Consider the following 23,253-nt stretch of genomic DNA (forward strand, 5'->3'; position numbering starts at 1 on the left):
ATGGGAGCCATGGCATGAAAAGCGCGGCAGTTCCGTCAAAAGAACGCGAGTTCACTCCGCCGCTTGGCAAAAGCTGGCTCACGCCGCTCTATGATGGCGCGATCGCATTTTTTACGCGCGAGAGCCGGTGGCGCCGCGCAATCGTCGAGGAGGCCGCATTGGTGCCCGGCGACAAGGTCATTGATGTCGGGTGCGGCACCGGGACCTTGCTAAGGGCGCTGATGGCCAACTGCCCCGAAGCCGGCTTCATCGGCGTTGAGCCAGACCCCGCAGCGCTGGCGATCGCGCAGCGCAAATTCGGTGCCGGAGTCGATATGGTCCGGTGGCACAACGGCTTTCTTGACAGTCTCGAGCTTTCCGACGGCTGGCAACCAGATAAGATCGTCAGCAGTCTCGTCCTTCACCAGGTGCCCGTTTCGCAAAAACGCGCGATCCTCGAGCAGATCGAGAACCTGCTGGCCCCAGGGGGCATGGCGCTGATTGCCGACTATATGGGGCAGGATGCTCCACTCATGCGCGCGCTGTTCCGTTCGAGCGTTCAGCTACTCGACGGCGTGAAGGACACCCAGCCGAGCGCCGACGGAGCCGTCGAGAAATTGCTCGCCGAGATTTTCGCGGACACCGAATTGCTCGATCGTATCCATACCGCGACCGGAACCATTTCTCTCTGGCGCGGCATCAAGAAAGGCAATGTTCAATGAACCTCATGAAAGACTCGAGACCGCTGCGCCGTTCGCTGGCGGCCTCGCTCCTCCTCGCCCTTGCAGCCTGCTCGAATGCAGCCCAGGCCGCGACCTACACCATGTACCGCGACGCAGGATGCGGCTGCTGTCTCAACTGGGCCGGTCACGTCGAACATGGGCTCGAAGCAGAGGTCGCCTCGGTCGACACCGACGACATGGCTGCGCTCAAGACAGCCAGGGGTGTGCCGCAGGATCTGTGGTCGTGTCACACGATGGAAGTCGATGGCTATATCATCGAAGGCCACGTGCCCGCCGATGCCGTCGCGAAGCTATTGCGCGAACGCCCTGAGGGCGTTGCCGGTCTGGCCGTGCCCGGAATGCCGCTTGGCTCGCCCGGAATGGAAGTCGGGTACCAAGTGCAGCCTTATGACGTCATCGCCTTCGGTCCAGGCGGGCGGAGCGTGTTCGCATCCTACCCGTGACTATGGACGAGCCAGTTTCGTGCCAACTCTAAAGGAGGACCATCATGTCGGACTATTCGGTCAAAACTTCAATACTGATCTGGGGCTGGACGCTCAGTCTCTTCCTGCTTTTCAGCTACCTAATCTGCATCGGTTTCGGCCTGCTCGCGCCCGAACAGGCGCACATGCACGAAGCGTGGGCGCCGCTGCTTCCCGGTTTCGAATGGCTGACCCTTTCGGGCTTTCTGGCAGGCGCTCTCGGCAGCTTTCTGTACGGCTGGTACATCGCGGTCATTGGGGTGCCACTGCTGCGATTTTTCCGAAACCGGTTCAGGACGTAGTAAATCGGCGGCGATGGACGCGTGCCTTGACACTAGCGGAGCGTTTTTCGGTCGCGAAGGCCGTCCGCTTTAGGCCGCAATTTGCTCGAACGCCCCAAGCAAAACGCGACCCTCCAGCTTTGTCTTGAAAAATTTTGAGGGATGAGCTCCGGCTGAACGTACTGTTCGGCATGATCTTTCTTGGATGGGAGGACATCGACAGGGGAAAGTCTTGCAAGACCATGAGCACGAGAATCAAAGCGAGGCAGCTGGCTCGATAACCCTGCTGGGCGGCGTGGCGATGGGAACCGGCGTCATGATCGGTGCCGGCATATTCGCGCTGACCGGGCAGATCGCCGAGCTCGCCGGTCCGCTCTTCCCCTTATCCTTCATCGCCGGCGCGCTGGTAACTTCGCTGGCGGCCTACAGCTATATCAAGATGTCGAACAAATGGCCGTCTTCGGGCGGCATCGCGATGATCTTGCAGAAAGCATACGGACCCGGCGTCATTGCCGCGTCGGCATCGCTCCTGATGGCTCTGTCGATGGTCATCAATGAAAGCCTCGTGGCCCGCACCTTTGCGACTTACGCGCTGCGCCCGTTCGGCCTCGAAAGCAGCGGGTGGCTCGTTTCTCTCGCAGCGCTTGCCCTCATCATCTTCGCCTATCTCGTCAATGCAGCGGGCAACAAATCGGTAAGCGGCTTCTCGCTCATCATGTCGGCCATCAAGATCGGCGGCATCGCGCTATTCGCAGTCGCGGCGATCTGGGCCAGCGGTTTTTCATCAGGCGCGTTTTCGCAGCCCGTTTCGCTGACCAACGCAGAAGCCCTGATTGCCTCGGTTGCTTTCTCGATCCTCGCCTTCAAGGGCTTCACCACGATTACCAATAGCGGCGGCGAAATCGTCGACCCGCACAAGAATGTCGGTCGGACCATCATGATCTCGATCGCGGTCTGCATCGTGATCTATCTGCTCGTCGCAGTGGCGGTGGGTTCGAGCCTGAGCATATCCGAGATCGTCGAGGCGCGCGATTATTCGCTCGCGGCAGCGGCGCGTCCGGCGCTGGGTGAGCTGGGCTTCTATTTCACCGTCGCGATCGCGATCGCCGCAACGACTTCGGGCGTGATCGCGAGCGTATTTGCTGTGTCGCGCATGCTTGCGATGCTGACCGACATGAAGATGATCCCGCACAGCCATTTCGGCATGAGCGGCGGAATTCGCAGCCACATGCTGGTCTATACGGTGGTCATTGCCGGGACGCTTGCCGTCCTGTTCGATCTGTCGCGGATCGCCTCGCTGGGCGCCTTCTTCTACCTCGTCATGGATATGCTGGTGCATTGGGGCGTCCTGCGTCACCTGCGCAAGGAAGTCGGCGCGCGCGCAACAATACTTCTTACAGCACTCGCGGCAGATGGCGTGGTCCTTGCAGCTTTTACCGCGGCCAAATTGCGCAGCGATCCTGCCGTTGTCGCCTATGCGGCGATCGGCATCGTCGCAGTCTTCATGGGAGAATGGATTTACCTTTCGCACAATTCCGAAGCGCCCGCTTCTCACAAAGATGATCGGTCAGGAGAGAAGAGTTGATGGCAACTTTTCGCTGGGCCTTGAGGCTCTTGCAGCGGGGTTTTTCGAAACCGTTCACCGAAAACCGGCGTTGAGCACGAGACACGTCAGGCAAAACAGATGGAGCGATTCATGACGACCCGAACAGCGGCGGTCTACCGCATGGTAATGGAGGACCATGTCTGTCCCTATGGCATCAAGACGGTCGATCTTCTCAAGCGGCAAGGTTTCGAGGTCGACGATCATCACCTGACCAGCAGGGAGGAAACCGACGCATTCAAGGACAAGCACGGCGTCGAGACCACCCCGCAGACCTTTATCGAAGACAAGCGCATTGGCGGCTATGACGATGTCCGCGAGTTCTTCGGCAAGAGCCGTTCGCAGCCAGAGGAAGGCGAGACCAGTTATCAGCCGGTCATTGCGATTTTCGCGGTCGCGCTTCTGCTCGCGCTCGGACTGAGCTGGGCTTTTTTTGATAACCTCTTCACTGTCCGGGCCGCCGAATGGTTCGTGAGCCTATCGATGACCCTGCTCGCCGTTCAGAAGCTTCAGGACGTGCGCAGTTTCTCGACGATGTTCCTCAACTACGACCTACTCGCACGGCGCTGGGTGCCCTATGGCTTCGTCTACCCGTTCGGCGAAGCCGCTGCCGGCATTCTCATGACCGCGGGCGCGCTGACGTGGCTTTCTGCTCCGTTGGCATTGTTCATCGGCACCGTCGGCGCTGTCAGCGTCTTCAAAGCTGTCTACATCGACAAGCGTGAGCTCAAATGCGCCTGCGTGGGCGGCAGCAGCAATGTGCCGCTCGGCTTCGTCTCGCTGACCGAAAATCTGTTCATGATCGGAATGGGTCTGTGGATGGGCGCGAAGCTTCTCGCATGATCACCGCGCTCCTTCTCGCCGTCCTTCTGTTCCTCTCGGCTGTCGCTTCGCACCTTGCCATTCTGGGTGTCGGTCACCGGCTTCTCGACCGGCGCCGCGATACGCTGGCAAAGCTTGCCGTTTCGCTGCTCGTGCTCGCGTCGCATTTTCTGGTCGCGATCCTTTTTGCAGCAGGTTTCTGGCTGGGCGCGCAATGGGCCTGGGAGGTTTCGACAAGGCGCCTTCCATGGACTGGATGGACTACTTCTATTTCTCGCTCATCAACGTGACCACACTGGGCCTGGGCGACATTTATCCGACCGAGCACCTGAGAGTTCTCGCCGGCGTCGAGGCCCTCACCGGCTTCGCTCTCATCAGCTGCTCGGCGCAGCTATTCTGGACCATGATGCAAAAAGGAGAAAAAGCATGACTGAAAAGACGACCCACTCGGACAAGGGAGGGGCGGCAGCTACTGGCGATTCATGGCCATGGTGTCGACCTCGACCGTGATCATGTTCTTCCTGATGTATGCCAACACCTTTACCGTCGATGATCTTTTCTGGAGCGAAACGCGCTTCTGGATGATGTTTGTCATGGGCGCGATGATGATGGTTGTCATGCTGCTCTTCATGTGGGGCATGTACAAGGACCGGACCAAGAACTTCATTATTCTGGGCGTCGGCGCCTTCGTGTTCGCCCTCGCGCTGTGGCTGGTGCGCAGCCAGACCACCGTCGACGATACCGAATATATGGCAGCGATGATCCCGCACCACTCGATCGCGATCATGACCAGCGAACGCGCGAGCCTGAAGGATCCTCGCGTGCGCGAACTCGCTCAGGCCATCATCGTCGCCCAGCGCCGCGAAATCGCCGAGATGAAATATCTCATCGACGATATCGAACAGAACGGTCCTCGGACCGAAGAACGCCTGCCCGAGGAGATGCAGCCATGAACAAGATAGCTTTCACGGCGCTCATCGCGCTACCGCTTGCCGCCTGCAATTCGAACACCGCTCCGGGCAACGACCGCGAAGCCCAGCTCGACCCGCCTGCCACTGCCGCGCCGATCGAGGATGCGGCCAGTGCACTGGCAAATGTTGACCCGGGCCTCATGCTTCCCGGGACCATGAATGACGCGGACCTTGCTGCTCTGGGCGCAGGACAGGCCTGCCAGTTCCGCCTGACCGAAGTGGCCTTTCCCTCATTTGTCTATGACGGTGACGGGAGCGGAGCGATCAAGATCAATGGCAAATTGATCCCCGTCGCTTCTGATGGTCCCGGTAGCTATTCGAATGGCGAGCTTCGGATCAAAACCCGTATGTTGGATGGTGAAGGCGATGCGGGCTTGCAAATGCAGGAGATGATCGTCGCAGCGCCAAGAGCCAAGGATGAATTCGGCTTTTGGGGCTATACCACCTGTCCGGCTGAAGGAGCCTGAAACTGGCAGGGCGCACGGGCGGGCCACCGGCTACCCCATGCGCCCGCGCCTCCTCCGTTCGTCGCCCCCGCCAGTTTTAACAGGAACAAGCAGATGACTGATACGAGGCCCATCGCTGTCTTCGGGGCGGGCGGGAAGACCGGCACCGAGCTATTGAGGCGTGCCCTTGCCTCGGACATACCGATCCGCGCCTTCGAACACACAGTGCCTGGATCAGACGAGCGGGTGGGCGACTTCGAATATATCGAATGCGATGTGCTGTCGGACGATTTCGCGGGCGATCTCGATGGCTGCCGCGCGGCTATCTCGACGCTCGGTGTCGCTTTCGGTCCGGGCAATGCGATGGATCCACCGCCGCTCTATACCGATGGCACGCGCAACCTGCTCGAGGCGATGGCACAGACGAAGATCGACCGCATTGCCGTGATCTCCGCTGCCTTCGTCGAACATCAGTCGAGCGTCCCAACGTGGTTTGAACTCACCGCCAAGCCTGCGTTGTTCAATATACTCGAGCAGATGCGCGCCATGGAAGCGATGCTCAGCGACGCCCAAGGCATCAAATGGACGGCCGCACGACCGGGCTGGCTGCTGGATGAGCCTTACACCGGCGATGCCGTCATTACGGACGAACGCTTGGCAGAAGGCTGTTTCCGCTGCCGTCATGCTGATCTCGCGGCGAGCCTGCTCGATTTCGTGTGCGAAGATACCTGGATCAACGCAAAGCCTGCCATCGGCAGGCCCGAAGCCGAACATTTCGAAAGTCCCGCCGCCATCAAGGCCGAACTCGGGATCGATTGAGCGCCGTATAATTTTGCGATTTGTGACAGGCCCGCACGTTGCAAGTTGTGAGCAACAGACAAGGAAATCGTATGTTTCTGGAGAAAATTAAAACCCCTGGCCTCTCGCACCTTTCCTACATCATCGGCTCGGGCGGACAGGCAGCGGTCATCGATCCGCGCCGGGACTGCGAGATCTATGTCGAAAAGGCCCGGGCCGAAGGACTGGAGATAACGCACATCTTCGAAACCCATCGCAATGAGGATCTGATCAGCGGCTCGCCGATCTTGGCCGATTTGACAGGAGCCAAGGTCTATCACGGGCCCAACGCGGCAGGCGAGATCGTTTTTGCCAATACCGCACGCGAGGGCGATTGTTTCGAGCTGGGTCAATTGCGGATCGAGGTGCTGGAAACACCTGGACACACCGACGATCATCTCGCTTTCGTCATCCATGACGGCGAATATTCCGAGGGACCGGTCGGCGTCTTTACCGGCGATGCCCTGTTTGTCGGCGATGTCGGGCGCACCGATTTCTATCCCGAGCGCAAGGAAGAGGTCGCAGGCCTTCTGTTCGACTCACTGCAGAAACTTTGCGGCCTCGGCGATCAGGCGATTATCTACCCGGCGCATGGTGCGGGCTCGGTCTGCGGGTCGGGAATGGCGGATCGGGAATTCTCGACAATCGGCCACGAGCGACGCAACAACCCTCGCCTGCGCATCTCCGACCGCGACGAGTTCATCAAGGCGAAGGTGGCAGAACACCACCACCAACCTCCCTATTTCCGGCTGATGGAACGGCTTAACCTCGAAGGGGCCGATGCCGCGCCGCGGGTCATACGACCAAGGCGCTTAGGGCTGGGAGAGCTTGACGAGATCGAAGCCGATCACTTGGTCGATGTGCGCGAGCCGCTCGCCTACGCTGCCGGCCATCTGCCGGGTGCCATGTGCCTTCCGGTGGGAATGATACCGGCCTTTGCCGGATGGTTTCTCAGTGAAGGCGACAGGATCGCCCTCATCGCTTCCGAGGAAGACCAGCTAGCCCAGGCCATGGCCCATCTGGTGCGTATCGGTCTCGATAATGTTGTCGGCGGCTATGTCGGCGTGGTTCCAGCTGCCGCACAGGGCAAAGCGATGCGCAGCATTCCCATGATCGGCACAAAAGAAATCGCGCGCAGGCTCGATCAAGACAGCGGCGAGTGGACCTTGCTCGACGTGCGCGACGCGGACGAACGGCAAGTAGCAAGGATCGACGGGTCAGCACATATCTATGTCGGTGAGCTCAACACGCGGTGGGAAGATCTCGACCGCGACCGCCATTACACGCTGATGTGCGCGAGCGGTATGCGGGCGAGCGTTGCTGCGGGCTGGCTGGCAAGCCAGGGCTTCAAGCGCCTCGACATCTATCTCGGCTCCATGGGCGCTTGGAAAAAACGCGTATAGCTGAAGTTTGGCCTCTCAGACTTCGAGGCGCAGACCCCGCAGCCGCAGCGCATTGCCTATCACCGATACGGAAGAGAGGCTCATGGCTGCGGCCGCAATCATCGGGCTGAGCAGCACTCCGAAGAAGGGATACAGCACGCCTGCCGCGACCGGGATGCCGAGTGTGTTGTAAGCGAAGGCGAAAAACAGGTTCTGCCGGATGTTGCGCATCGTCCCACGCGACAGCACGATGGCCTGCACCACTCCTGTCAGGTCGCCGCGAACCAGCGTCACGCCGGCGCTTTCGATTGCGACATCGGTGCCGGTGCCCATGGCAATGCCGACATCGGCGGCGGCCAGTGCAGGCGCATCGTTGATCCCGTCCCCTGCCATGCCGACGCGGCGACCTTGCGCTTTCAGCTCTTCGATCTTGCGGTGCTTGTCTTCGGGCGAGACATTCGCATGCACTTCATCGATTTTCATTTCGCGCGCGACCGCTTCGGCAGTGCTGCGGCTGTCGCCCGTCAGCATAACGACCCGGATGTCGCGCTTGTGCAGCGCCGCAATAGCCGCTGCGCTGGTAGGCTTGATCGGATCGGCCACCGCGATAAGGCCTGCCGGCCGGCCATCGAACGCAACGAACATCACCGTCTGACCCTGCTTGCGACCATTTTCGGCCGAGCCCAGCCAGGCCTCGTCATTGATCCCGACGCGCCGCATCATCTTCTCATTTCCGATCGCAACACGGCGGTCCTGGACGTTGGCTTCAACGCCTTCCCCAGTCGTCGAAGCGATATCCGTGGCATTGGCAGGAGAAACGCCGCGCGTCCGCGCGCCCTCGACAATGGCATGGGCCAGCGGATGTTCGCTCCCCATTTCGACACCTGCCACCGCAGCCAGGAAATCGCTTTCCTTGATGTCATCTGCCGGCGTCACCGCCACCAAATCGGGTTTGCCCATCGTCAGCGTGCCGGTCTTGTCGACCACCAGCGTATCGATTTTCTCGAGTGTCTCCAGCGCCTCGGCATTGCGGATCAGAATCCCGTGCTGGGCACCCTTGCCTGTGCCCGTCATGATCGACATCGGCGTAGCGAGACCGAGCGCACAGGGACAGGCGATGATCAGGACTGCAATGGCATTGACCAGCGCATAGGCAAGCGCTGGTGCGGGCCCCCAGATTCCCCATACCACGAAGGTGGCGATGGCTATCACCACCACCGCAGGCACGAACCAGCCCGCCACCTGATCTGCCAGTCGCTGGATCGGTGCGCGGCTGCGCTGCGCCTCGGCCACCATCTGGACGATCTTGGACAGCATCGTGTCTTTGCCCACACCGGTCGCGCGCATGACGAACCCGCCAGTCTGGTTGACCGTGCCGCCAATGACTGTGTCGCCAGCCTGTTTGGCGACCGGCAGCGGTTCGCCGCTGATCATGGATTCGTCGATGGCGCTCGATCCCTCTTCGATCTCGCCATCGACCGGAACCTTATCGCCCGGTCGAACGCGCAGACGATCGCCTGTGGCCAGCTGGTCGAGCGGCACCTCGCGCTCATCGCCGGAGCCGAAGATCTTGACCGCGCTGGGCGGCGCCAATTCGAGCAATGCGCGCAAAGCGCTCGAGGTCGAGCCTCTTGCCTTGAGCTCGAGGACCTGTCCGAGCAAAACGAGTGTGGTTATGACCGCTGCCGCCTCGAAATAGATCCCGACCCGTCCCGAATGGTCGCGGAACGCCGCAGGGAACAGATCGGGCGCGACCGTCGCCACCACGCTGAACAGATAGGCGATGGCAACGCCAAACCCGATCAGCGTGAACATGTTGAGATTGCGCGTCTTGAGCGACTGGACGGCCCGAACGAAGAACGGCCAGGCTCCCCAAAGAACAACCGGTGTGGCAAGGGCAAACTGCGCCCATTGCGCCCAGGCAGGTTCGATCAGCCGGTCGAAACTGAGCCCCGGTGCCATGTCGCTCATCGCGTAGACGAACAAAGGCAGCGTGAGCAGCGCGCTCCACCCGAACCTACGCCGCATGTCGACCAGTTCGGGATCGGGGCCATCGTCTAGCGAAACCGTTTCCGGTTCGAGCGCCATGCCGCAAATCGGGCATGAACCCGGCCCGGGCTGGCGGATTTCAGGGTGCATCGGGCAGGTGTAGATCGTGCCTTCGGGCACATCCTCGACCGCGTCGAGATGCGCGCCCGAGAGATAGAGCTCGGGATCGGTGACGAACTTGTCGTGACATCGCGGCGAACAAAAATAGTGCTCGGCCCCCGCATGCTTCGCGATATGCTCTGCTCCGTCGATCGCTACGCTCATGCCGCAGACGGGATCGATGGCGGTGCCTTCGAGCAAGCTTGCGTCCGTGCTCATCGCTCTTCCTTTCTCACTCTACAGCAGACCTCTTACAGCCTTGTGCCGAATACCTTCGAATTGCCGTCACGATACCAGATTCCGGTCGCCCCGCATCTCATTGGGCGGCACCAGGTTTGCCAGGCACCACCCAACCGACTCACTGCTTCGTGATCGACGTGATCACATTGCCTTCAGAACCAGTACGAAATTCAAAGGCAATTCCCTCACCGACGCTTACTTCGCTGCGCAGTTGTTCATCGGCTCCAAAAGCCATGGTCATCGCAGGCCATTCGATCGCCGGGACCGGACCGTGGTCGACGGTTATCGTGCCCGCTTCGGCATCGATTGCAGTGACCGTGCCTTCTGCGTTGGCGGTTTGCATTCCGCTGCCAGGTTCCATCATCGGCATATCTTCGCCGTCCATCATTTCATTCTCTGCCATCGGCATGTCGTTCATCTGGGCAGTGTCCTGGCCAGAATCGCAGGCCGCCATCGCCAGCGGAAGGGCCAGTAGGCTCATGAGGGTTGTGGTACGCATTCTTCTTCTCCTTGGGGTTGGGTTGGCCGTTCGGGCCGGGGGCGCCGCATCAACAAATATGCGGCGGGGATAACGAACATCGAAAGCAGCGGTGCGGTGATCATGCCGCCCACCATCGGCGCGGCGATGCGGCTCATGACCTCCGAACCTGCGCCGGTTCCAATGAGGATAGGGAAGAGACCGGCAAGAATGACGGCCACGGTCATCGCCTTGGGACGCACGCGCAGAAGAGCACCCTCCCTGATGGCTTCGCCCACGCCGTCCGCATCGAGGGCACCGCTGCGCCGGGCCAGCGCAGACTTGAGGTAGATCAGCATGATGACGCCGAACTCGGCAGACACACCGGCAAGCGCAATAAAACCCACCGATGTCGCAACAGACTGGTTGTAGCCCATCAGATAGAGCAGCCAGAAGCCGCCGGTGAGGGCAAAGGGCAGTGTGCCCATAACAAGTAGCGCTTCGTCGAAGCGGCGGAAGATCAGGTACAGCAAAACGAAGATGATGCCGAGCGTCGCGGGAACGACGACCTGCAACCGCTCATTGGCGCGGGTGAGATATTCAAACTGGCCCGCGTAAGAGATGCTCACACCGGCAGGCAGATCGACGCCCTCTGACACCGCCTCCTGAAGATCGCTTACGACCGAAGTAAGATCGCGCCCGCGCGTGTCGACATAGACCACGCTGATAAGACGGCCCTGCTCATTCTTGAGCATGGGGGGCCATCGCTGACGCTCACCTGCGCTACGGTGCCGAGCGTAATTTGCTGGCCAGAGGGGGTTAGCAAAGGCAGCGCGCGCAGTTCTCCGAGACTGTCGCGGATCTCGCGCGGATAGCGGACATTGATAGGATATCGCGCCAATCCTTCGACTGTCCGTCCGATATTCGCGCCGCCGATCGCGCCTGACACAATTTGCTGAACATCGGCGATATTCAGCCCGAAACGCGCCGCAGCGACCCGGTCGATGTCCACATCGACATAGCGGCCTCCCGAAAGACGCTCTGCCAATGCGGAGCTGACGCCAGGAACCTGTTTTGCGACATTCTCGACCTGCAAAGCTACGCGCTCGATTTCGGCAAGGTCCTCGCCGGACACTTTCACGCCGATCGGGCTTTTGATACCGGTCGCGAGCATATCGATGCGGTTGCGGATCGGGGGCACCCAGACATTGGCGAGTCCCGGCACCTGCACAGCACGATCGAGCTCGTCGACGAGCTTCTCTGGCGTCATGCCCGGCCGCCAGTCTTCGCGCGGCTTGAACCGGATGGTTGTCTCGAACATCGTGAGCGGCGCGGGGTCGGTCGCTGTATCGGCCCGCCCCGCTTTTCCGAAAACGGTGTCGACTTCCGGTACGGATTTGATCAGTCGGTCCGTCCGCTGAAGCAATGCGGACGCTTCACCAGGAGACAGGCCAGGCAGAGCGCTCGGCATGTAGAGGAGATCGCCTTCATCGAGCGGGGGAAGAAATTCTCCTCCAAGACGGGTGAACGGGATCAGCGCTGTAAGGAATACCAGTCCGGCCACAACCAAAGTGGTTTTCGGTCGGCGCATTACCCAATCAAGACCGGGCCGGTAGGCGTTGGTCAGCAAGCGATTGAGGACGTTGGTGTCCTCCTTGGGTATCTTCCCGCGGATCAGCCAGCCCATCAGAACGGGAACCAGCGTCACCGACAGAATGGCGGCCGCCGCCATGGCATAGGTCTTGGTAAAGGCCAGTGGGGAGAAGAGCCGCCCTTCCTGCGCCTGCAGAGTAAACACCGGCAGGAACGATAGGGTTATGATCAGGAGGCTGAAAAACAGCGCTGGCCCCACCTCTTTCGATGCGTCCGCAATCAGTTTCCAGCGCTCATCGTTGGACATCTTCTCGTCGGGATGGTCCTCTTCCCAATGCTCGATATGCTTGTGCGCGTTCTCGATCATGACGATGGCAGCGTCGACCATCGCGCCGATTGCGATGGCGATGCCGCCCAAGGACATGATGTTCGCATCGACCCCCTGGAACCGCATCACGATAAAGGCCGCCAGCACCCCCAATGGAAGCGTGACGATCGCCACCAATGCTGATCGCACATACCACAGGAACAGCGCGCAAACGATCGCGACGATGATAAATTCGGCGATGAGTTTTCCGGTCAGGTTTTCGATCGAGGCGTCGATCAGCTTCGAACGATCATAGGTCGTGACAATCTCGACCCCTTCAGGAAGACTGGCCTGGAGCACGTCGAGCTTCTCTTCGACAGCCGCGATCGTTGCCCGCGCATCCTCGCCTTGTCTAAGCACAACAATACCGCCTGCGACTTCGCCTTCGCCATTGAGTTCGGCGATTCCTCGCCGCATTTCGGGGCCAAGCTGGATCGTGGCGATATCGGATAGAGTAACCGGTATACCGTTCCCGACTGATTTGAGAGGGATCTGCCGGAAGTCGTCGAGAGACGTGAGATAGCCTGAAGCGCGGACCATAAACTCGGCCTCGCCCATTTCGACCACCGATCCGCCAGCCTCTTGATTGGAAGCTTGTATGGCGCGCACGACATCGCTGTAAGTGACGCCAAGCGAAGCCATGCGATAAGGCTCCAGGACGACCTGGTATTGCTTGACCATGCCGCCGACGCTGGCGACCTCTGCGATGCCCGGAATGGTCTGCAGCTCATAGCGCAAGAACCAGTCCTGAAGGCTCCGAAGGCCAGCAAGGTCGCTGTTCCCCGTTCGGTCAACCAGCGCATATTCGTAAATCCAGCCTACGCCCGTCGCGTCCGGCCCGAGCGAGCTGGTCACTCCGTCGGGCAATTCGTTTTGCACCTGGTTGAGATATTCGAGCACGCGCGAACGCGCCCAGTAGAGGTCCGTCCCATCCTCGAAGATCACGTAGACGAAGCTGTCGCCGAACATCGAATAGCCGCGCACTGTTTCCGCGCCCGGCACCGAGAGCATCGTCGTTGCGAGCGGATAGGTGACCTGGTCCTCGACGATGCGCGGAGCTTGCCCCGGATAATTCGACCGCACCACGACCTGCACATCAGACAGATCTGGGATCGCATCGACAGACGTTGCGCGCACCGCCCAGAAGCCGGCGAGCGCGACCGCGAAGGCCGCCAGAACGATGAAAAACCGATTGGCGATCGAGGCATCGATTATGCGCGCGATCATCGGTCGGTCTTCCGAATGGATTCGATGCGCGGACCGGTGTCGTGCTGCGAGAAGGTAAACTCGACCTTGTCGCCCGGTTCAATACCGTCAACTAGAGCGGCGTCGGCGAGGGCGAAGGGCATGACCATGCTTGGCCATTCGAGGGCGGGAACCGGCGCGTGGTTGAGAGTGATCGAAGCACCAGCGATTTTCGTCACTCTTCCCGTAGCGGTGTATGCCCTCATCTTTGGCGAGCCGTCCGACGCCATGCTCATGGTCCCATCGATCGACCTGACGTCGATCCCGCCAAGACTTGCTTCGGAGTCGATCAGGAACTGACCTGAAGTGACGACCTGCTCGCCCTCCGCAAGGCCTGCGAGTATCTCTGTCCTGCCATTCGCTTCGCGCCCGATTTCGACCTCGGCAGGCAGGAACGCGCCTTCATCCTGCTTGAGCATCACGAGATTTCGGCGTCCGGTTCGAATGACCGCCTCCGACGGTACCAGCAAGGCTCGCCGTGTGTCGGGTGAAAGCGACACCTGCGCGAACATCCCTGGTTTCAACCTGCTGCGCGGATTGGGTAGCTCAGCCCGGACGGTGATGGTTCGGCTCGCGGCATCGGCGCTTGGAAGGATGGCAACAATCCGTCCCGCAAATCGCTGATCCGGATACGCTGCCAGGGTCGCACTGATGGGCTGGCCCTGCCGGATATTTGCGGCCTGGGCTTCAGGAACCGAAGCTTCAAGCCATATCGGCGAAAAGCCCGTAATCTCGGCCAAAGTCTGACCTTCCATTACAGTCATGCCGGAGCGCACCCCAAGCATTGTTACGGCACCGCCCACCGGAGCCGTGACGGTGATCGTGTTTTGGGCTCTGCGTGTGCGTTCGACCGATGCGATCATTGCGTCGTTCATTCCAAGCAATCGCATGCGCTGCCGCATCGCATCTGCCAGCGCCCGATCGCCAGTATTGAGCACAGCAATGTACTCGCGCTGCGCGCCGCCCCAATCAGGGACCAAAATATCGACGATCGGAGCGCCGCGACTGACGACATCGTCCTGCGTAAGGCCATAGGTGCGTTGGACGTAGCCCCCCGCGCGCGGCTGGACGATAGCTATATCCCTGCTGTTGTATGCGAGGACACCCGTAACGGTGATCTCCGGTTCGAGAACGCCGAACTCGGCTGCTGCGGTGCGAATTCCGAAATTCTGCACAAGGCCGGGATCAATCCGGACGCCCGCTTCCGCAGCTTCTCCGGCGCACTTGGGAACCAGCATCATGTCCATGAAGGGCGACTTACCGGGCTCGTCAAAACGTTGTCCGGGCACCATCGGATCGTACCAATAAAGCACATCCTCACAGTCAGTATCCGTCGGCGAGCCAGCTCCGCTGCTCTCGCCGCCGAGCATGTGAAGACCGTAGCCAGCAGCCAGGCTGACAAGGGCAATACCTAGCCCAGCCGCAAACATGCGTCGGCGCTGCGTAAATCGTTCGAGCACGGAGTTCATGGCCTGCCCTCCCCGTATGTGAGTTGTAGCTCGACCGCCGCCTGCACGGCCGCCTGTTCGCGTTCGAGAATTTCCAGCTCGAGCAAGGCAAGTGCGGATTTCGCCGCAATCACATCGACGAGATCGGCACGCCCGGCCGCAAAGCTGGCTGTCTCGAGGTCAACGCGGTCACGCGCGAGCGGAAGAAGTTCATCACGCGCGCGGCGCCATTGGCGCATAGTGCTGCGCCAAGTGGCGAGATCGGCTTCGAAATCCGCGACCAGCGCGCGTCTGCGATCCTCGCGTTCGGCCAAAGCGGCAGCGGCATCGGCTTCGGCGGCGGCGATGCGCGGATTCTGCCGCCGGTCGGTGAAGATCGGAAGAGTAATCGACCCCATGACCGACACCGCATCGCCAAACGCCTGGTCGCGACGACCATAGTTGACGCTCACCCCAAAATCCGGCCTCTTTTCAGCGCGAGCGAGCGCGACACCGGCTTCGGCCCGGTCTCGTTCCGCATCGGCCAGAATGAGTTCGGGATTCCCTTCCAGTTCGAAGCGAAGCTGGTTTTCATCCAGAGCCGCCGTGGGAGCCTCACCCAAGGCAACCGGGTCAGGGAACGGTATGTATCGGGAAAGCTGCGCTTGCGCCGTCTCGCGCTCGGCCTCGATCGACGTCGCTGCATCCTCGATCCCAAGCAATTCGCGCCGTATCACGAGGCTTTCGGCCGGGCGGGCCGAGCCCGACGCAACTGCGCTATTGGCAACAGGGATGAAGGCTCGCAGCTCATCGAGCGCTGTGCTGGCGAGATCGAGGCGTTCTTGCGCGTAGAACAAGCTGACCCAAGCGGTTCCAGCGCTTGCGAGAAGATTGCGCTCCGCCATACCGAGCCGTGCTTCCGCCACCCGAACTTCGGAACTGGCAACGCCATACCTCGCCCGTCGCCGCGCAAGATTGGGTATCTCCTGCTCGATACCGATGGCGACTTGCGTAGGAAGTTGCCGGTCAAGCTCGAACGCCGCGGGTCCGCTTACCGGAAGGTTCATAACCCCTGCGCGTAAACGCGGGTCGGGAAGCTCGTCCGCCGCTTCCGCAGCCTCGCGCCGTGATTGTACACGCAGCGCGCCAGCTTCCAAAACGGGTTGCTCGCCCCGCACCGCTGCAAGTGCTTCCTCGTATCCGACAGACTGCGCTTGCGCAGCTTGCGCGGCGAGCAGTGCCGAAAACGGCACCCAGCCAATTCGCCAATCCATAATTCTCACTCTTTCAAAGCGAACTGGCCGGGAACGACTTCGGCGTACGCGTCAATCGACACGGCGCAAGTCAAGTAATCCGTCAAGCTCGCAAACGGCGCAGAGCACCGCCCGGGAAATGCTAGATGGTGAGTTCGGTTTGTGGAGGCGGAGATTCCGGCGGTCGAGGCTGGCTGTCGAGCCTGTTGGCGCTAGCGGCCAGATACGTAGGCGCAACAGGAAACGGTCCTGCATGCGCCAGTCCCGGACCCGCAAGCGCCAGCGGTGGCAGGCAATTCATGGCTACGAGACAATCGAGGCTCATCTCGCAGCATGAGCCATGCTGTTCGGCCGGGTCCGTTTCGGAAACCATCTGTTCGGGCATCGCGTGTTCAGACATGCCGTGCTCGGCCATGCCTTGCGCCATTTCAGCACAATCAGCCGACCCAGCCATTTCGCTCTGCGGAACGGCCGCCTGCGCAGCAACCTGCACAAGCAGTCCAAAGCTGAAGCAAATCAGGGTCAAGGCGCGAACAAATTTCACGAAGCTGCGATAGTCTGAATAAGGAGCCGAGGCAATCCAGCGGCCAAAATGCAAAATTCGAGCATCATCTTCGGAATTCGTCGCCTTTGATATGTTGGGTGCCCGCTTCCTCATGCTTATCCCTGTGCGCATCGCGAAGGATATCGATCCCGCCATACAGGGCGATGCCAGCAACCGCGATCCCAACCACGAGATCCGGCCAATTTGCGCCTGTAAGCATAACGATGATCCCGGCGACGATGATACCGCCGTTCGATATGAAATCGTTAAAGCTAAACGTGGTCGCTGCGCGCAGATTGACATCCTTTTGCTGAAGCTTCTGGAGCATGCGCAGGCATATGAGGTTCACCACCGCCGCGATGCCCGCCATGGCGATCATCATCAGGCCGCCCGGCTCGGAGCCTTCGATGAAACGCCTGACGGCATCGGCGATAACGCCTCCGGCGAAGACTAGGAGCATAATGCCTGAGAAACGCGCGGCCCCTCGTTTCCAGGATTGCGAACGGGTGAGAGCCAGAAGACTGAGCGCGTAGACAAATGCATCGGATGAATTGTCGAGCCCGTTGGCCAAGAGCGCGTTCGAGTCCGCAAAATAGGCAACGACAAAGAAACCAACCGCGATTGCGACGTTGAGCCACAATACGATCCACAATGTGCGTCGCTTGTCCGCCGAATCCAGATCGAAGTCATCGTTGCAGCTCATACTGGCTTCCCCGTTCTCTCTTTTGTGCCGCCCTTCTCCTTATACGCCAGCAGCCGGAGCGCGTTGGCGACCACGATCAGTGTCGATCCTTCGTGAACCGCGACAGCGGGGCCTATCCCGAGACCGAAAATGGTTGCCGGGATGAGCACGACGACAATTCCGAGACTGACGATCATATTCTGCCGGATGATCGACCGGGTCTGTCGGCTCAGATCGACGGCGAAAGGCAGTCGGGCGAGATCATCGGCCATCAGCGCGACATCGGCTGTCTCCAATGCAACGTCCGATCCGGCAGCCCCCATTGCTATTCCGACCGTTGCGTTCGCCATGGCCGGAGCGTCATTGACCCCGTCTCCGACCATCGCAACCTTGTCCTGGCCGGCAAGCTTGCGGATGGCCTTGACCTTGTCGTCGGGCATGAGATTGCCCCAGGCCTCGTCGAGGCCGACTTCCTTTCCAACCGCATCGGCCACTCTTTGGTCGTCGCCCGAGATCATGATCATTCGGGTGATCCCGAGGCCGCGCAACGCTTCGAGCGTCGCCTTTGCCGCCGCACGCGGCGTGTCGAGCAAGCCGATCGCTCCGAGATCGCGCGTTTCCGAGCGAACGCCCATCGTCGTCCGCCCGCGCTCGCGCATGGACTCTATAGCATCCGACAGTTCGGCACTGAGCGGAGGGACCCCATCTTGCCCGAACATTTCGAGCTTTCCGATCCACACCCGCTCACCGCCGACAAGCGCGGTGATGCCCTTGCCTGTGAAGCTTTCGAGATCGGTTGCTTCGGGCAGAGTCTCATCGCCAAGCCGCTGCTTGCCGTCCCTGACAATCGCCTGTGCCAGGGGATGATCGCTCAGATTTTCAGCCGCCGAAGCAATCGCAAGCAGTTCGTTTTCAGATACACCCTGCGCGGGTTCGACATCGGTAATGCGGGGTTCGCCTTCGGTAAGAGTACCGGTCTTGTCGAACGCGATGGCCTTGAGCGCACCGAGATCCTCGAGCGGCGCGCCGCCCTTTACCAGAATGCCGCTGCGCGCTGCTCTGGCCACTCCGGACAAGACCGCGCTCGGGGTCGCGATCGCCAAAGCGCAGGGGCTGGCAGCCACAAGCACCGCCATCGCCCGGTAGAAACTGTCGCGGAAGGGTTCGTCGATGACGACCCATGCGAAAAGGAGCAGGCCGGCCAGAGCGAGCACGGCAGGCACGAAAATTCGCTCGAAGCGCTGCGTGAAGCGCTGGGTAGGAGATTGCTGAGCCTCGGCTTCGCTCACCATTTGGACGACCTTGGCTAGGGTCGTATCGCTCGATCGCCGGGTCACTTCCACTTCGAGTGCGCCCGATCCGTTGATCGTCCCCGCGAAGACGCGATTGTCATCCGCAAGATTGTCAGGATTGGCGCGCGCAGAAGCGACATCCGAAACCGCGCTCTTGTCGACCGGCACGCTTTCGCCGGTCACCGGAGCCTGATTGATGGCACTGACGCCGTCCAGGATGAAGCCATCAGCCGGAAGGCGTTCGTTCGGACGCACGATTACCACGTCGCCTAGCGCAAGCTCCTCGACCGGGATCTCAACTACGTCAGTTCCGCGCTTTACCCGTGCGGTGTCCGGGGCAAGCCCGGCGAGCGCTTCGATAGCTTTCTTCGCGCGCCCCATCGCGTAGTGTTCGAGCGCGTGGCCGAAACTGAACAGGAACAGCAGTAGCGCGCCTTCGGCCCATTCCCCGAGAAAGGCGGCGCCCGCAGCGGCGACAAGCATGAGGCTGTCGATTTCGAACCGGCGGAGGCGCAAATTGTCCCACGCCTCTCGGAGAGTGAAGAAGCCTCCGAAGAAATATGCCACTATATAACAAGCGAACGGCAGCCAGACCGGATGCCCGTCCCATAGCTTCTCGATCCCGAAGCCGATGGCGAGAAATGCGCCCGAAGCGAGCGAGAAAAAGAGTTCAGTATTAGCGCCGAAGATGCCGCCGTGACTGTGCCCGGAATGATCTTTATCGTCATGGCGGTGTTCTTCAGCATCTCTGGCATTTGCGGCGATTTTGTCGGCCTTGATTGAAACCCCCAGTTCTTGCAGCGCATTGGCAATCGCGGTCTCATCGGTACGCCGGCGGTCGAACTCGGCGACCAGCTTTCCGCTCGCATCGGCATTTGCTTCAAGTACGCCGGATTCGCGGGCTACCAGATCTGCGACCGTCTGCGCCCGGCGCACCGAATTAATGCCCTCGGTTTGCCACACAACATGCCCGTAGCGCCCGGAAATTTCCGCTCCTGCTACGTGCGCAAGTTCTCTGATCCGCGCGATCGTGAGACGATCGGGATCGTAAGATATTGCAAGCTGGGCAGGTGCACTGTTCGATCCTTCAACGACCTCGACCCCATGCACACCTGCCCGCGAACTGAGCAACGACTGCAGCCGAGCGATACATCTGTCGGTGTCGCTCGGAATGTCCGGGAGAAGCGACGATAGTTCGAGTTCGATATTCCGTGTCACTAGCTGTCGCTCCTCGCTGCTGCTGATGTCTCAACCTGGGTCGCGCGCGGTTTTCTCGCGAAGATCAGGCTTACAATGGCAGGCAATACGAACAGGGTGAGCGCGGTGGCGGTGATCAACCCACCAATGACAACCGTAGCCAATGGACGTTGCACTTCGGCCCCGGTTCCCGTCGCAAGCGCCATCGGAACAAAGCCGAGCGATGCAACTAGCGCTGTCATCAACACCGGCCGCAGCCGCGCGATCGCGCCCTCGATGATCGCGTCGCCCAGTTCCAAGCCTTGCTCGAGACGCTGCTTGATCGCTGTGATCATGACGAGGCCGTTCAGCGTCGCAACTCCGGAGAGAGCAATGAACCCCACCGCTGCCGAGATGGAAAAAGGCATGCCGCGCAGAGCCAGGAAAAAGACCCCGCCAGCCAGTGCCATAGGGATTGCGCTGAACACCGCCAGCGCAGGGACCCAACCGCCGACCGCCAAATACAGGAGCAACAAGATGACGCCGAAGGCGAGCGGAACCACGATCAGCAGACGCTGCTGAGCCTGTTGCAGGTTCTGGTACTGACCGCCCCATTCGATGAACGATGCGGACGGCAAATCAACATTCGCGGCAACCTCGGACTGTGCCTGCTCGACGAATGACCCAAGATCACGTTCACGAACGTTGGCGGACACAATCACCAGCCGGCGACCCTGCTCGCGCCGGACCTCGGCCAAGCCATCGATCACCTGAAACTTTGCCACTGCGCGCAACGGCACGGTTCCTCCATTGGGAAGCACGATCGGCAATGATCCGAGCTGGTCGAAGTCATTGCGATTTGCATCCGATAGCCTGACCACGACATCGAAACGTCGATCGCCTTCGAACACCAGCCCTGCGTTTCGACCTCCAAGCGCTATGGCAACGGACTGCGCCACGTCTTCGACCGTGAGGCCGTAGCGCGCAATCGTTGGCCTATCGAAGGCTATATCGAGCGTCGGAAAACCCGAAACCTGCTGGACCTTCACATCGGCCGCGCCCTCGACACCGCGGAGCACGACCGCGACCTGGTTTGCAGCCGCAGTCATGGCCGTGAGATCATCGCCGTAGAGTTTGATCGCGACATCGCCGCGAACGCCTGCGATAAGCTCGTTAAAGCGCAGCTCGATGGGCTGGCTGAATTCATAGAGATTGCCAACGAGATTGCCGAGCGCCTCTTCCATCTCGCTTACAAGTTGATCCTTAGACAGCGAGGGGTCAGGCCATTCTTCGCGCGGTTTGAGGATAACATAGGCATCCGAGATGTTCGGCGGCATGGGGTCGGTCGCGACCTCTGCCGTGCCGGTGCGCGAAAATACCAGCTCAACCTGCGGGAATTGCTTCAATCGCGCTTCAACCTGGCGCTGCATTGTAAGCGACTGCTCCAGTGGGGTGGAAGGAATACGCAATGACTGGACAGCCAGATCACGCTCGTCGAGCTGCGGTGTAAATTCGCTGCCGATGAAGCTGAAGACAAGCGCCGCGAGCGCGAACACGCCGACTCCGGTACCGATGACAGGCCATGGACGGGCAAGCGCTCTGCGCAGCAGCGGACCATAGCGCTCCTTTGTCATTCGGATGGGCTTTGCTTCCTGTTCGTTGATTTTCTTGTTCAGCAAGAGAGCGATCATCGCGGGGACGAACGTGAGCGAGAGGATGAATGCCGAGGCAAGTGCCAGCATCACCGTGATGGCCATGGGCGAAAATGTCTTGCCCTCAACCCCGGTGAAGGTGAGGAGTGGCGCAAAAACCAGAAAGATGATCGCCTGGCCATACACCGTTGGCTTGATCATCTCATGCGCCGCTGCCCGCGTCTCGGCAAGGCGTTCGCGCAGTGTGAGCAAACGTCCCTCGTGCTCCTGCCTTGCGGCGAGGCGCGCGATGCTGTTTTCGACGATGATTACAGCGCCATCGACAATCAGGCCGAAATCAAGCGCACCAAGACTCATCAGATTGCCAGATACGCCAAGCCGGTTCATGCCAATAGCTGCCATCAGCATCGACAAAGGGATGACCAGAGCTGCAATGATCGCGGCGCGGATGTTTCCAAGCAGCAAGAACAAAATAACGATGACGAGAAGCGCGCCCTCGACAAGGTTGTTGCGTACCGTCACGATGGTCGCATCGACGAGTGTCGAACGGTTGTAGACGATCTCCGCCTCAACTCCTGCTGGAAGCGACGACCGTACCTCGTCGAGCCTGTCGGCAGCACCCGCAGCTACGGTGCGGCTGTTTTCGCCTGCGCGCATCAGCACAGTACCCACGACGGCTTCCTCGCCATTCAGCGAGGCTGCACCAGTGCGGAGATCGCCGCCAATCTCGACCGTTGCCACGTCGCCGACGCGGATCGGCACACCTTCGCGCGTTGCCACCACTGCCTGCGCAATGTCTTCTACGGAATTCAGCCGGGAATCGACCCGTGCAAGAAGAGCTTCGCCAGCCCTTTCGACAAAGTTGGCGCCTTCGGCTTGGTTCGCCGCTTCGAGCGCGGTAATCAGCTGGTCGAGCGAAACGCCGTAGCCGTTGAGGCGGTCGGGGTCTGGCTGCACCAGGTACTGCTTCTCAAAGCCACCGATCGAGTCCACGCCCGCCACGCCGTCGGCCGTACGCATCAGCGGCGCGACAACCCAATCCTGTACCGTGCGCAGATAGGCGGCTCTTGCCACCGCCGTGTCCAATCGCTCGCCCCGGTCCGTGAGAAAGCTGCCGTCCTTCTGCCAGCCAACAGCACCACCCTTGGGCGCATCGGTTCCACCCGGATGCTCGAATTCGATGGTATACATCAACACCTCGCCGAGACCGGTTGCAATCGGACCCATTGACGGCTCCGCACCTGCAGGAAGCGAAGAGGCCAGGTTGGCGATCCTCTCTTCGACCTGCGACCGGGCAAAGTAGATGTCGGTGCCTTCTTCGAAGATCGCGGTGACCTGGCTGAAGCCGTTACGCGAGATCGAGCGGGTCATCTCAAGTCCCTCGATACCGGCTAGTCCGGTTTCGACAGGGAAGGTTACCTGCGTTTCGATCTGCGAGGGCGAGAGGGCCGGTGCCTCGGTGTTTATCTGCACCTGAACATTGGTGATGTCCGGCACCGCATCAATCGGCAGTTTTGCTAGATTGAACGCGCCCCAAATGGCAACACCTAGGGCAAGGGCTACGACCGCCCAGCGATTGCGCACCGACCAGTCAAGGACGCCGCCAATCAGGCCATCATGGCTGCTGCGCTCCTCCTCGAAACCGCTTTCAG

General features: G+C 60.5%; 19 protein-coding genes and 1 pseudogene. 11 read left to right on the forward strand and 9 right to left on the reverse strand.

What is annotated here, in order from left to right; translation table 11 throughout:
• Nucleotides 1–14 precede the first annotated feature (14 nt).
• The 11 genes from KDC96_RS06520 (at nt 15) to KDC96_RS06565 (ending at nt 7,546) form a co-directional block, all read left to right on the forward strand.
• Complete coding sequence (locus KDC96_RS06520) at nt 15–701, forward strand: class I SAM-dependent methyltransferase (RefSeq protein ID WP_212451701.1); 687 nt, start codon at nt 15–17, stop codon at nt 699–701.
• Nucleotides 698–1,165, forward strand: coding sequence for a DUF411 domain-containing protein (locus KDC96_RS06525; RefSeq protein WP_212451703.1), 468 nt, complete (start codon nt 698–700; stop codon nt 1,163–1,165). Before KDC96_RS06520 ends, KDC96_RS06525 begins: the two co-directional genes overlap by 4 nt.
• Before the next feature lie 44 nt (nt 1,166–1,209).
• The gene (locus tag KDC96_RS06530) at nt 1,210–1,485 is read left to right on the forward strand and encodes a hypothetical protein (protein WP_212451705.1); all 276 of its coding nucleotides are present in this window, start codon (nt 1,210–1,212) and stop codon (nt 1,483–1,485) included.
• A 280-nt stretch (nt 1,486–1,765) separates the two neighbouring features.
• Nucleotides 1,766–3,049: an APC family permease gene (locus KDC96_RS06535; protein WP_249172001.1), complete on the forward strand. Its 1,284-nt coding sequence runs from the start codon at nt 1,766–1,768 to the stop codon at nt 3,047–3,049.
• Between the two features lie 141 nt (nt 3,050–3,190).
• Nucleotides 3,191–3,910: a glutaredoxin gene (locus KDC96_RS06540; RefSeq protein ID WP_249172002.1), complete on the forward strand. Its 720-nt coding sequence runs from the start codon at nt 3,191–3,193 to the stop codon at nt 3,908–3,910.
• Nucleotides 3,907–4,179: a hypothetical protein gene (locus KDC96_RS06545; protein ID WP_249171954.1), complete on the forward strand. Its 273-nt coding sequence runs from the start codon at nt 3,907–3,909 to the stop codon at nt 4,177–4,179. Before KDC96_RS06540 ends, KDC96_RS06545 begins: the two co-directional genes overlap by 4 nt.
• On the forward strand, nt 4,137–4,319 hold the full coding sequence (locus KDC96_RS16375) for a potassium channel family protein (protein WP_249171955.1): 183 nt from the start codon (nt 4,137–4,139) through the stop codon (nt 4,317–4,319). Before KDC96_RS06545 ends, KDC96_RS16375 begins: the two co-directional genes overlap by 43 nt.
• Nucleotides 4,320–4,377: 58 nt before the next feature.
• Nucleotides 4,378–4,842 carry a DUF305 domain-containing protein gene (locus KDC96_RS06550; RefSeq protein WP_033193303.1) on the forward strand — a complete coding sequence of 155 codons (465 nt, stop codon included), beginning with the start codon at nt 4,378–4,380 and terminating at the stop codon, nt 4,840–4,842.
• Nucleotides 4,839–5,327 carry a DUF6692 family protein gene (locus KDC96_RS06555; protein WP_173214105.1) on the forward strand — a complete coding sequence of 163 codons (489 nt, stop codon included), beginning with the start codon at nt 4,839–4,841 and terminating at the stop codon, nt 5,325–5,327. Before KDC96_RS06550 ends, KDC96_RS06555 begins: the two co-directional genes overlap by 4 nt.
• Nucleotides 5,328–5,420: 93 nt before the next feature.
• A complete protein-coding gene (locus KDC96_RS06560; protein ID WP_212451711.1) occupies nt 5,421–6,125 on the forward strand; it encodes an NAD(P)-dependent oxidoreductase in 705 nt (234 codons plus the stop codon).
• 71 nt (nt 6,126–6,196) lie between these two features.
• A complete protein-coding gene (locus KDC96_RS06565) occupies nt 6,197–7,546 on the forward strand; it encodes a rhodanese-like domain-containing protein (RefSeq protein ID WP_212451713.1) in 1,350 nt (449 codons plus the stop codon).
• A 15-nt stretch (nt 7,547–7,561) separates the two neighbouring features.
• On the opposite strand, the gene KDC96_RS06570 is transcribed toward KDC96_RS06565, so the two are convergent.
• The 9 genes and pseudogenes from KDC96_RS06570 to KDC96_RS06610 form a co-directional block, all read right to left on the reverse strand.
• A complete protein-coding gene (locus KDC96_RS06570; protein ID WP_212451715.1) occupies nt 7,562–9,892 on the reverse strand; it encodes a heavy metal translocating P-type ATPase in 2,331 nt (776 codons plus the stop codon).
• Between the two features lie 139 nt (nt 9,893–10,031).
• Entirely contained in the window at nt 10,032–10,394 is a 363-nt protein-coding gene (locus KDC96_RS06575; RefSeq protein ID WP_172970324.1) for a copper-binding protein, read from the reverse strand.
• Nucleotides 10,391–13,557 (reverse strand): annotated as a pseudogene (locus tag KDC96_RS06580) (efflux RND transporter permease subunit). Before KDC96_RS06580 ends, KDC96_RS06575 begins: the two are co-directional and overlap by 4 nt.
• On the reverse strand, nt 13,554–15,044 hold the full coding sequence (locus tag KDC96_RS06585) for an efflux RND transporter periplasmic adaptor subunit (protein ID WP_173214097.1): 1,491 nt from the start codon (nt 15,042–15,044) through the stop codon (nt 13,554–13,556). The pseudogene KDC96_RS06580 and the gene KDC96_RS06585 overlap by 4 nt, the downstream one beginning before the upstream one ends.
• Nucleotides 15,041–16,276: a TolC family protein gene (locus tag KDC96_RS06590; protein WP_152434344.1), complete on the reverse strand. Its 1,236-nt coding sequence runs from the start codon at nt 16,274–16,276 to the stop codon at nt 15,041–15,043. Before KDC96_RS06590 ends, KDC96_RS06585 begins: the two co-directional genes overlap by 4 nt.
• Before the next feature lie 121 nt (nt 16,277–16,397).
• A complete protein-coding gene (locus tag KDC96_RS06595; protein ID WP_234030081.1) occupies nt 16,398–16,913 on the reverse strand; it encodes a hypothetical protein in 516 nt (171 codons plus the stop codon).
• Nucleotides 16,864–17,502 carry a cation diffusion facilitator family transporter gene (locus KDC96_RS06600; protein WP_152434343.1) on the reverse strand — a complete coding sequence of 213 codons (639 nt, stop codon included), beginning with the start codon at nt 17,500–17,502 and terminating at the stop codon, nt 16,864–16,866. The genes KDC96_RS06595 and KDC96_RS06600 overlap by 50 nt, the downstream gene beginning before the upstream one ends.
• On the reverse strand, nt 17,499–19,991 hold the full coding sequence (locus KDC96_RS06605; protein ID WP_173214095.1) for a heavy metal translocating P-type ATPase: 2,493 nt from the start codon (nt 19,989–19,991) through the stop codon (nt 17,499–17,501). Before KDC96_RS06605 ends, KDC96_RS06600 begins: the two co-directional genes overlap by 4 nt.
• Complete coding sequence (locus KDC96_RS06610) at nt 19,991–23,212, reverse strand: efflux RND transporter permease subunit (RefSeq protein ID WP_173216237.1); 3,222 nt, start codon at nt 23,210–23,212, stop codon at nt 19,991–19,993. The genes KDC96_RS06605 and KDC96_RS06610 overlap by 1 nt, the downstream gene beginning before the upstream one ends.
• Nucleotides 23,213–23,253: the final 41 nt, after the last annotated feature.

This window comes from Erythrobacter sp. JK5 (genome assembly GCF_018205975.1).
GTDB lineage: Bacteria > Pseudomonadota > Alphaproteobacteria > Sphingomonadales > Sphingomonadaceae > Erythrobacter.

Excerpts from the sequence above, each read along its gene's own strand:
- KDC96_RS06520 (WP_212451701.1), top strand. The coding sequence starts at position 15 with ATGAAAAGCGCGGCAGTTCCGTCAAAAGAACGCGAGTTCACTCCGCCG.
- KDC96_RS06525 (WP_212451703.1), top strand. The coding sequence starts at position 698 with ATGAACCTCATGAAAGACTCGAGACCGCTGCGCCGTTCGCTGGCGGCC.
- KDC96_RS06530 (WP_212451705.1), top strand. The coding sequence starts at position 1,210 with ATGTCGGACTATTCGGTCAAAACTTCAATACTGATCTGGGGCTGGACG.
- KDC96_RS06535 (WP_249172001.1), top strand. The coding sequence starts at position 1,766 with ATGGGAACCGGCGTCATGATCGGTGCCGGCATATTCGCGCTGACCGGG.
- KDC96_RS06540 (WP_249172002.1), top strand. The coding sequence starts at position 3,191 with ATGGTAATGGAGGACCATGTCTGTCCCTATGGCATCAAGACGGTCGAT.
- KDC96_RS06545 (WP_249171954.1), top strand. The coding sequence starts at position 3,907 with ATGATCACCGCGCTCCTTCTCGCCGTCCTTCTGTTCCTCTCGGCTGTC.
- KDC96_RS16375 (WP_249171955.1), top strand. The coding sequence starts at position 4,137 with ATGGACTGGATGGACTACTTCTATTTCTCGCTCATCAACGTGACCACA.
- KDC96_RS06550 (WP_033193303.1), top strand. The coding sequence starts at position 4,378 with ATGGTGTCGACCTCGACCGTGATCATGTTCTTCCTGATGTATGCCAAC.
- KDC96_RS06555 (WP_173214105.1), top strand. The coding sequence starts at position 4,839 with ATGAACAAGATAGCTTTCACGGCGCTCATCGCGCTACCGCTTGCCGCC.
- KDC96_RS06560 (WP_212451711.1), top strand. The coding sequence starts at position 5,421 with ATGACTGATACGAGGCCCATCGCTGTCTTCGGGGCGGGCGGGAAGACC.
- KDC96_RS06565 (WP_212451713.1), top strand. The coding sequence starts at position 6,197 with ATGTTTCTGGAGAAAATTAAAACCCCTGGCCTCTCGCACCTTTCCTAC.
- KDC96_RS06570 (WP_212451715.1), bottom strand. The coding sequence starts at position 9,892 with ATGAGCACGGACGCAAGCTTGCTCGAAGGCACCGCCATCGATCCCGTC.
- KDC96_RS06575 (WP_172970324.1), bottom strand. The coding sequence starts at position 10,394 with ATGAGCCTACTGGCCCTTCCGCTGGCGATGGCGGCCTGCGATTCTGGC.
- KDC96_RS06585 (WP_173214097.1), bottom strand. The coding sequence starts at position 15,044 with ATGAACTCCGTGCTCGAACGATTTACGCAGCGCCGACGCATGTTTGCG.
- KDC96_RS06590 (WP_152434344.1), bottom strand. The coding sequence starts at position 16,276 with ATGGATTGGCGAATTGGCTGGGTGCCGTTTTCGGCACTGCTCGCCGCG.
- KDC96_RS06595 (WP_234030081.1), bottom strand. The coding sequence starts at position 16,913 with ATGAGGAAGCGGGCACCCAACATATCAAAGGCGACGAATTCCGAAGAT.
- KDC96_RS06600 (WP_152434343.1), bottom strand. The coding sequence starts at position 17,502 with ATGAGCTGCAACGATGACTTCGATCTGGATTCGGCGGACAAGCGACGC.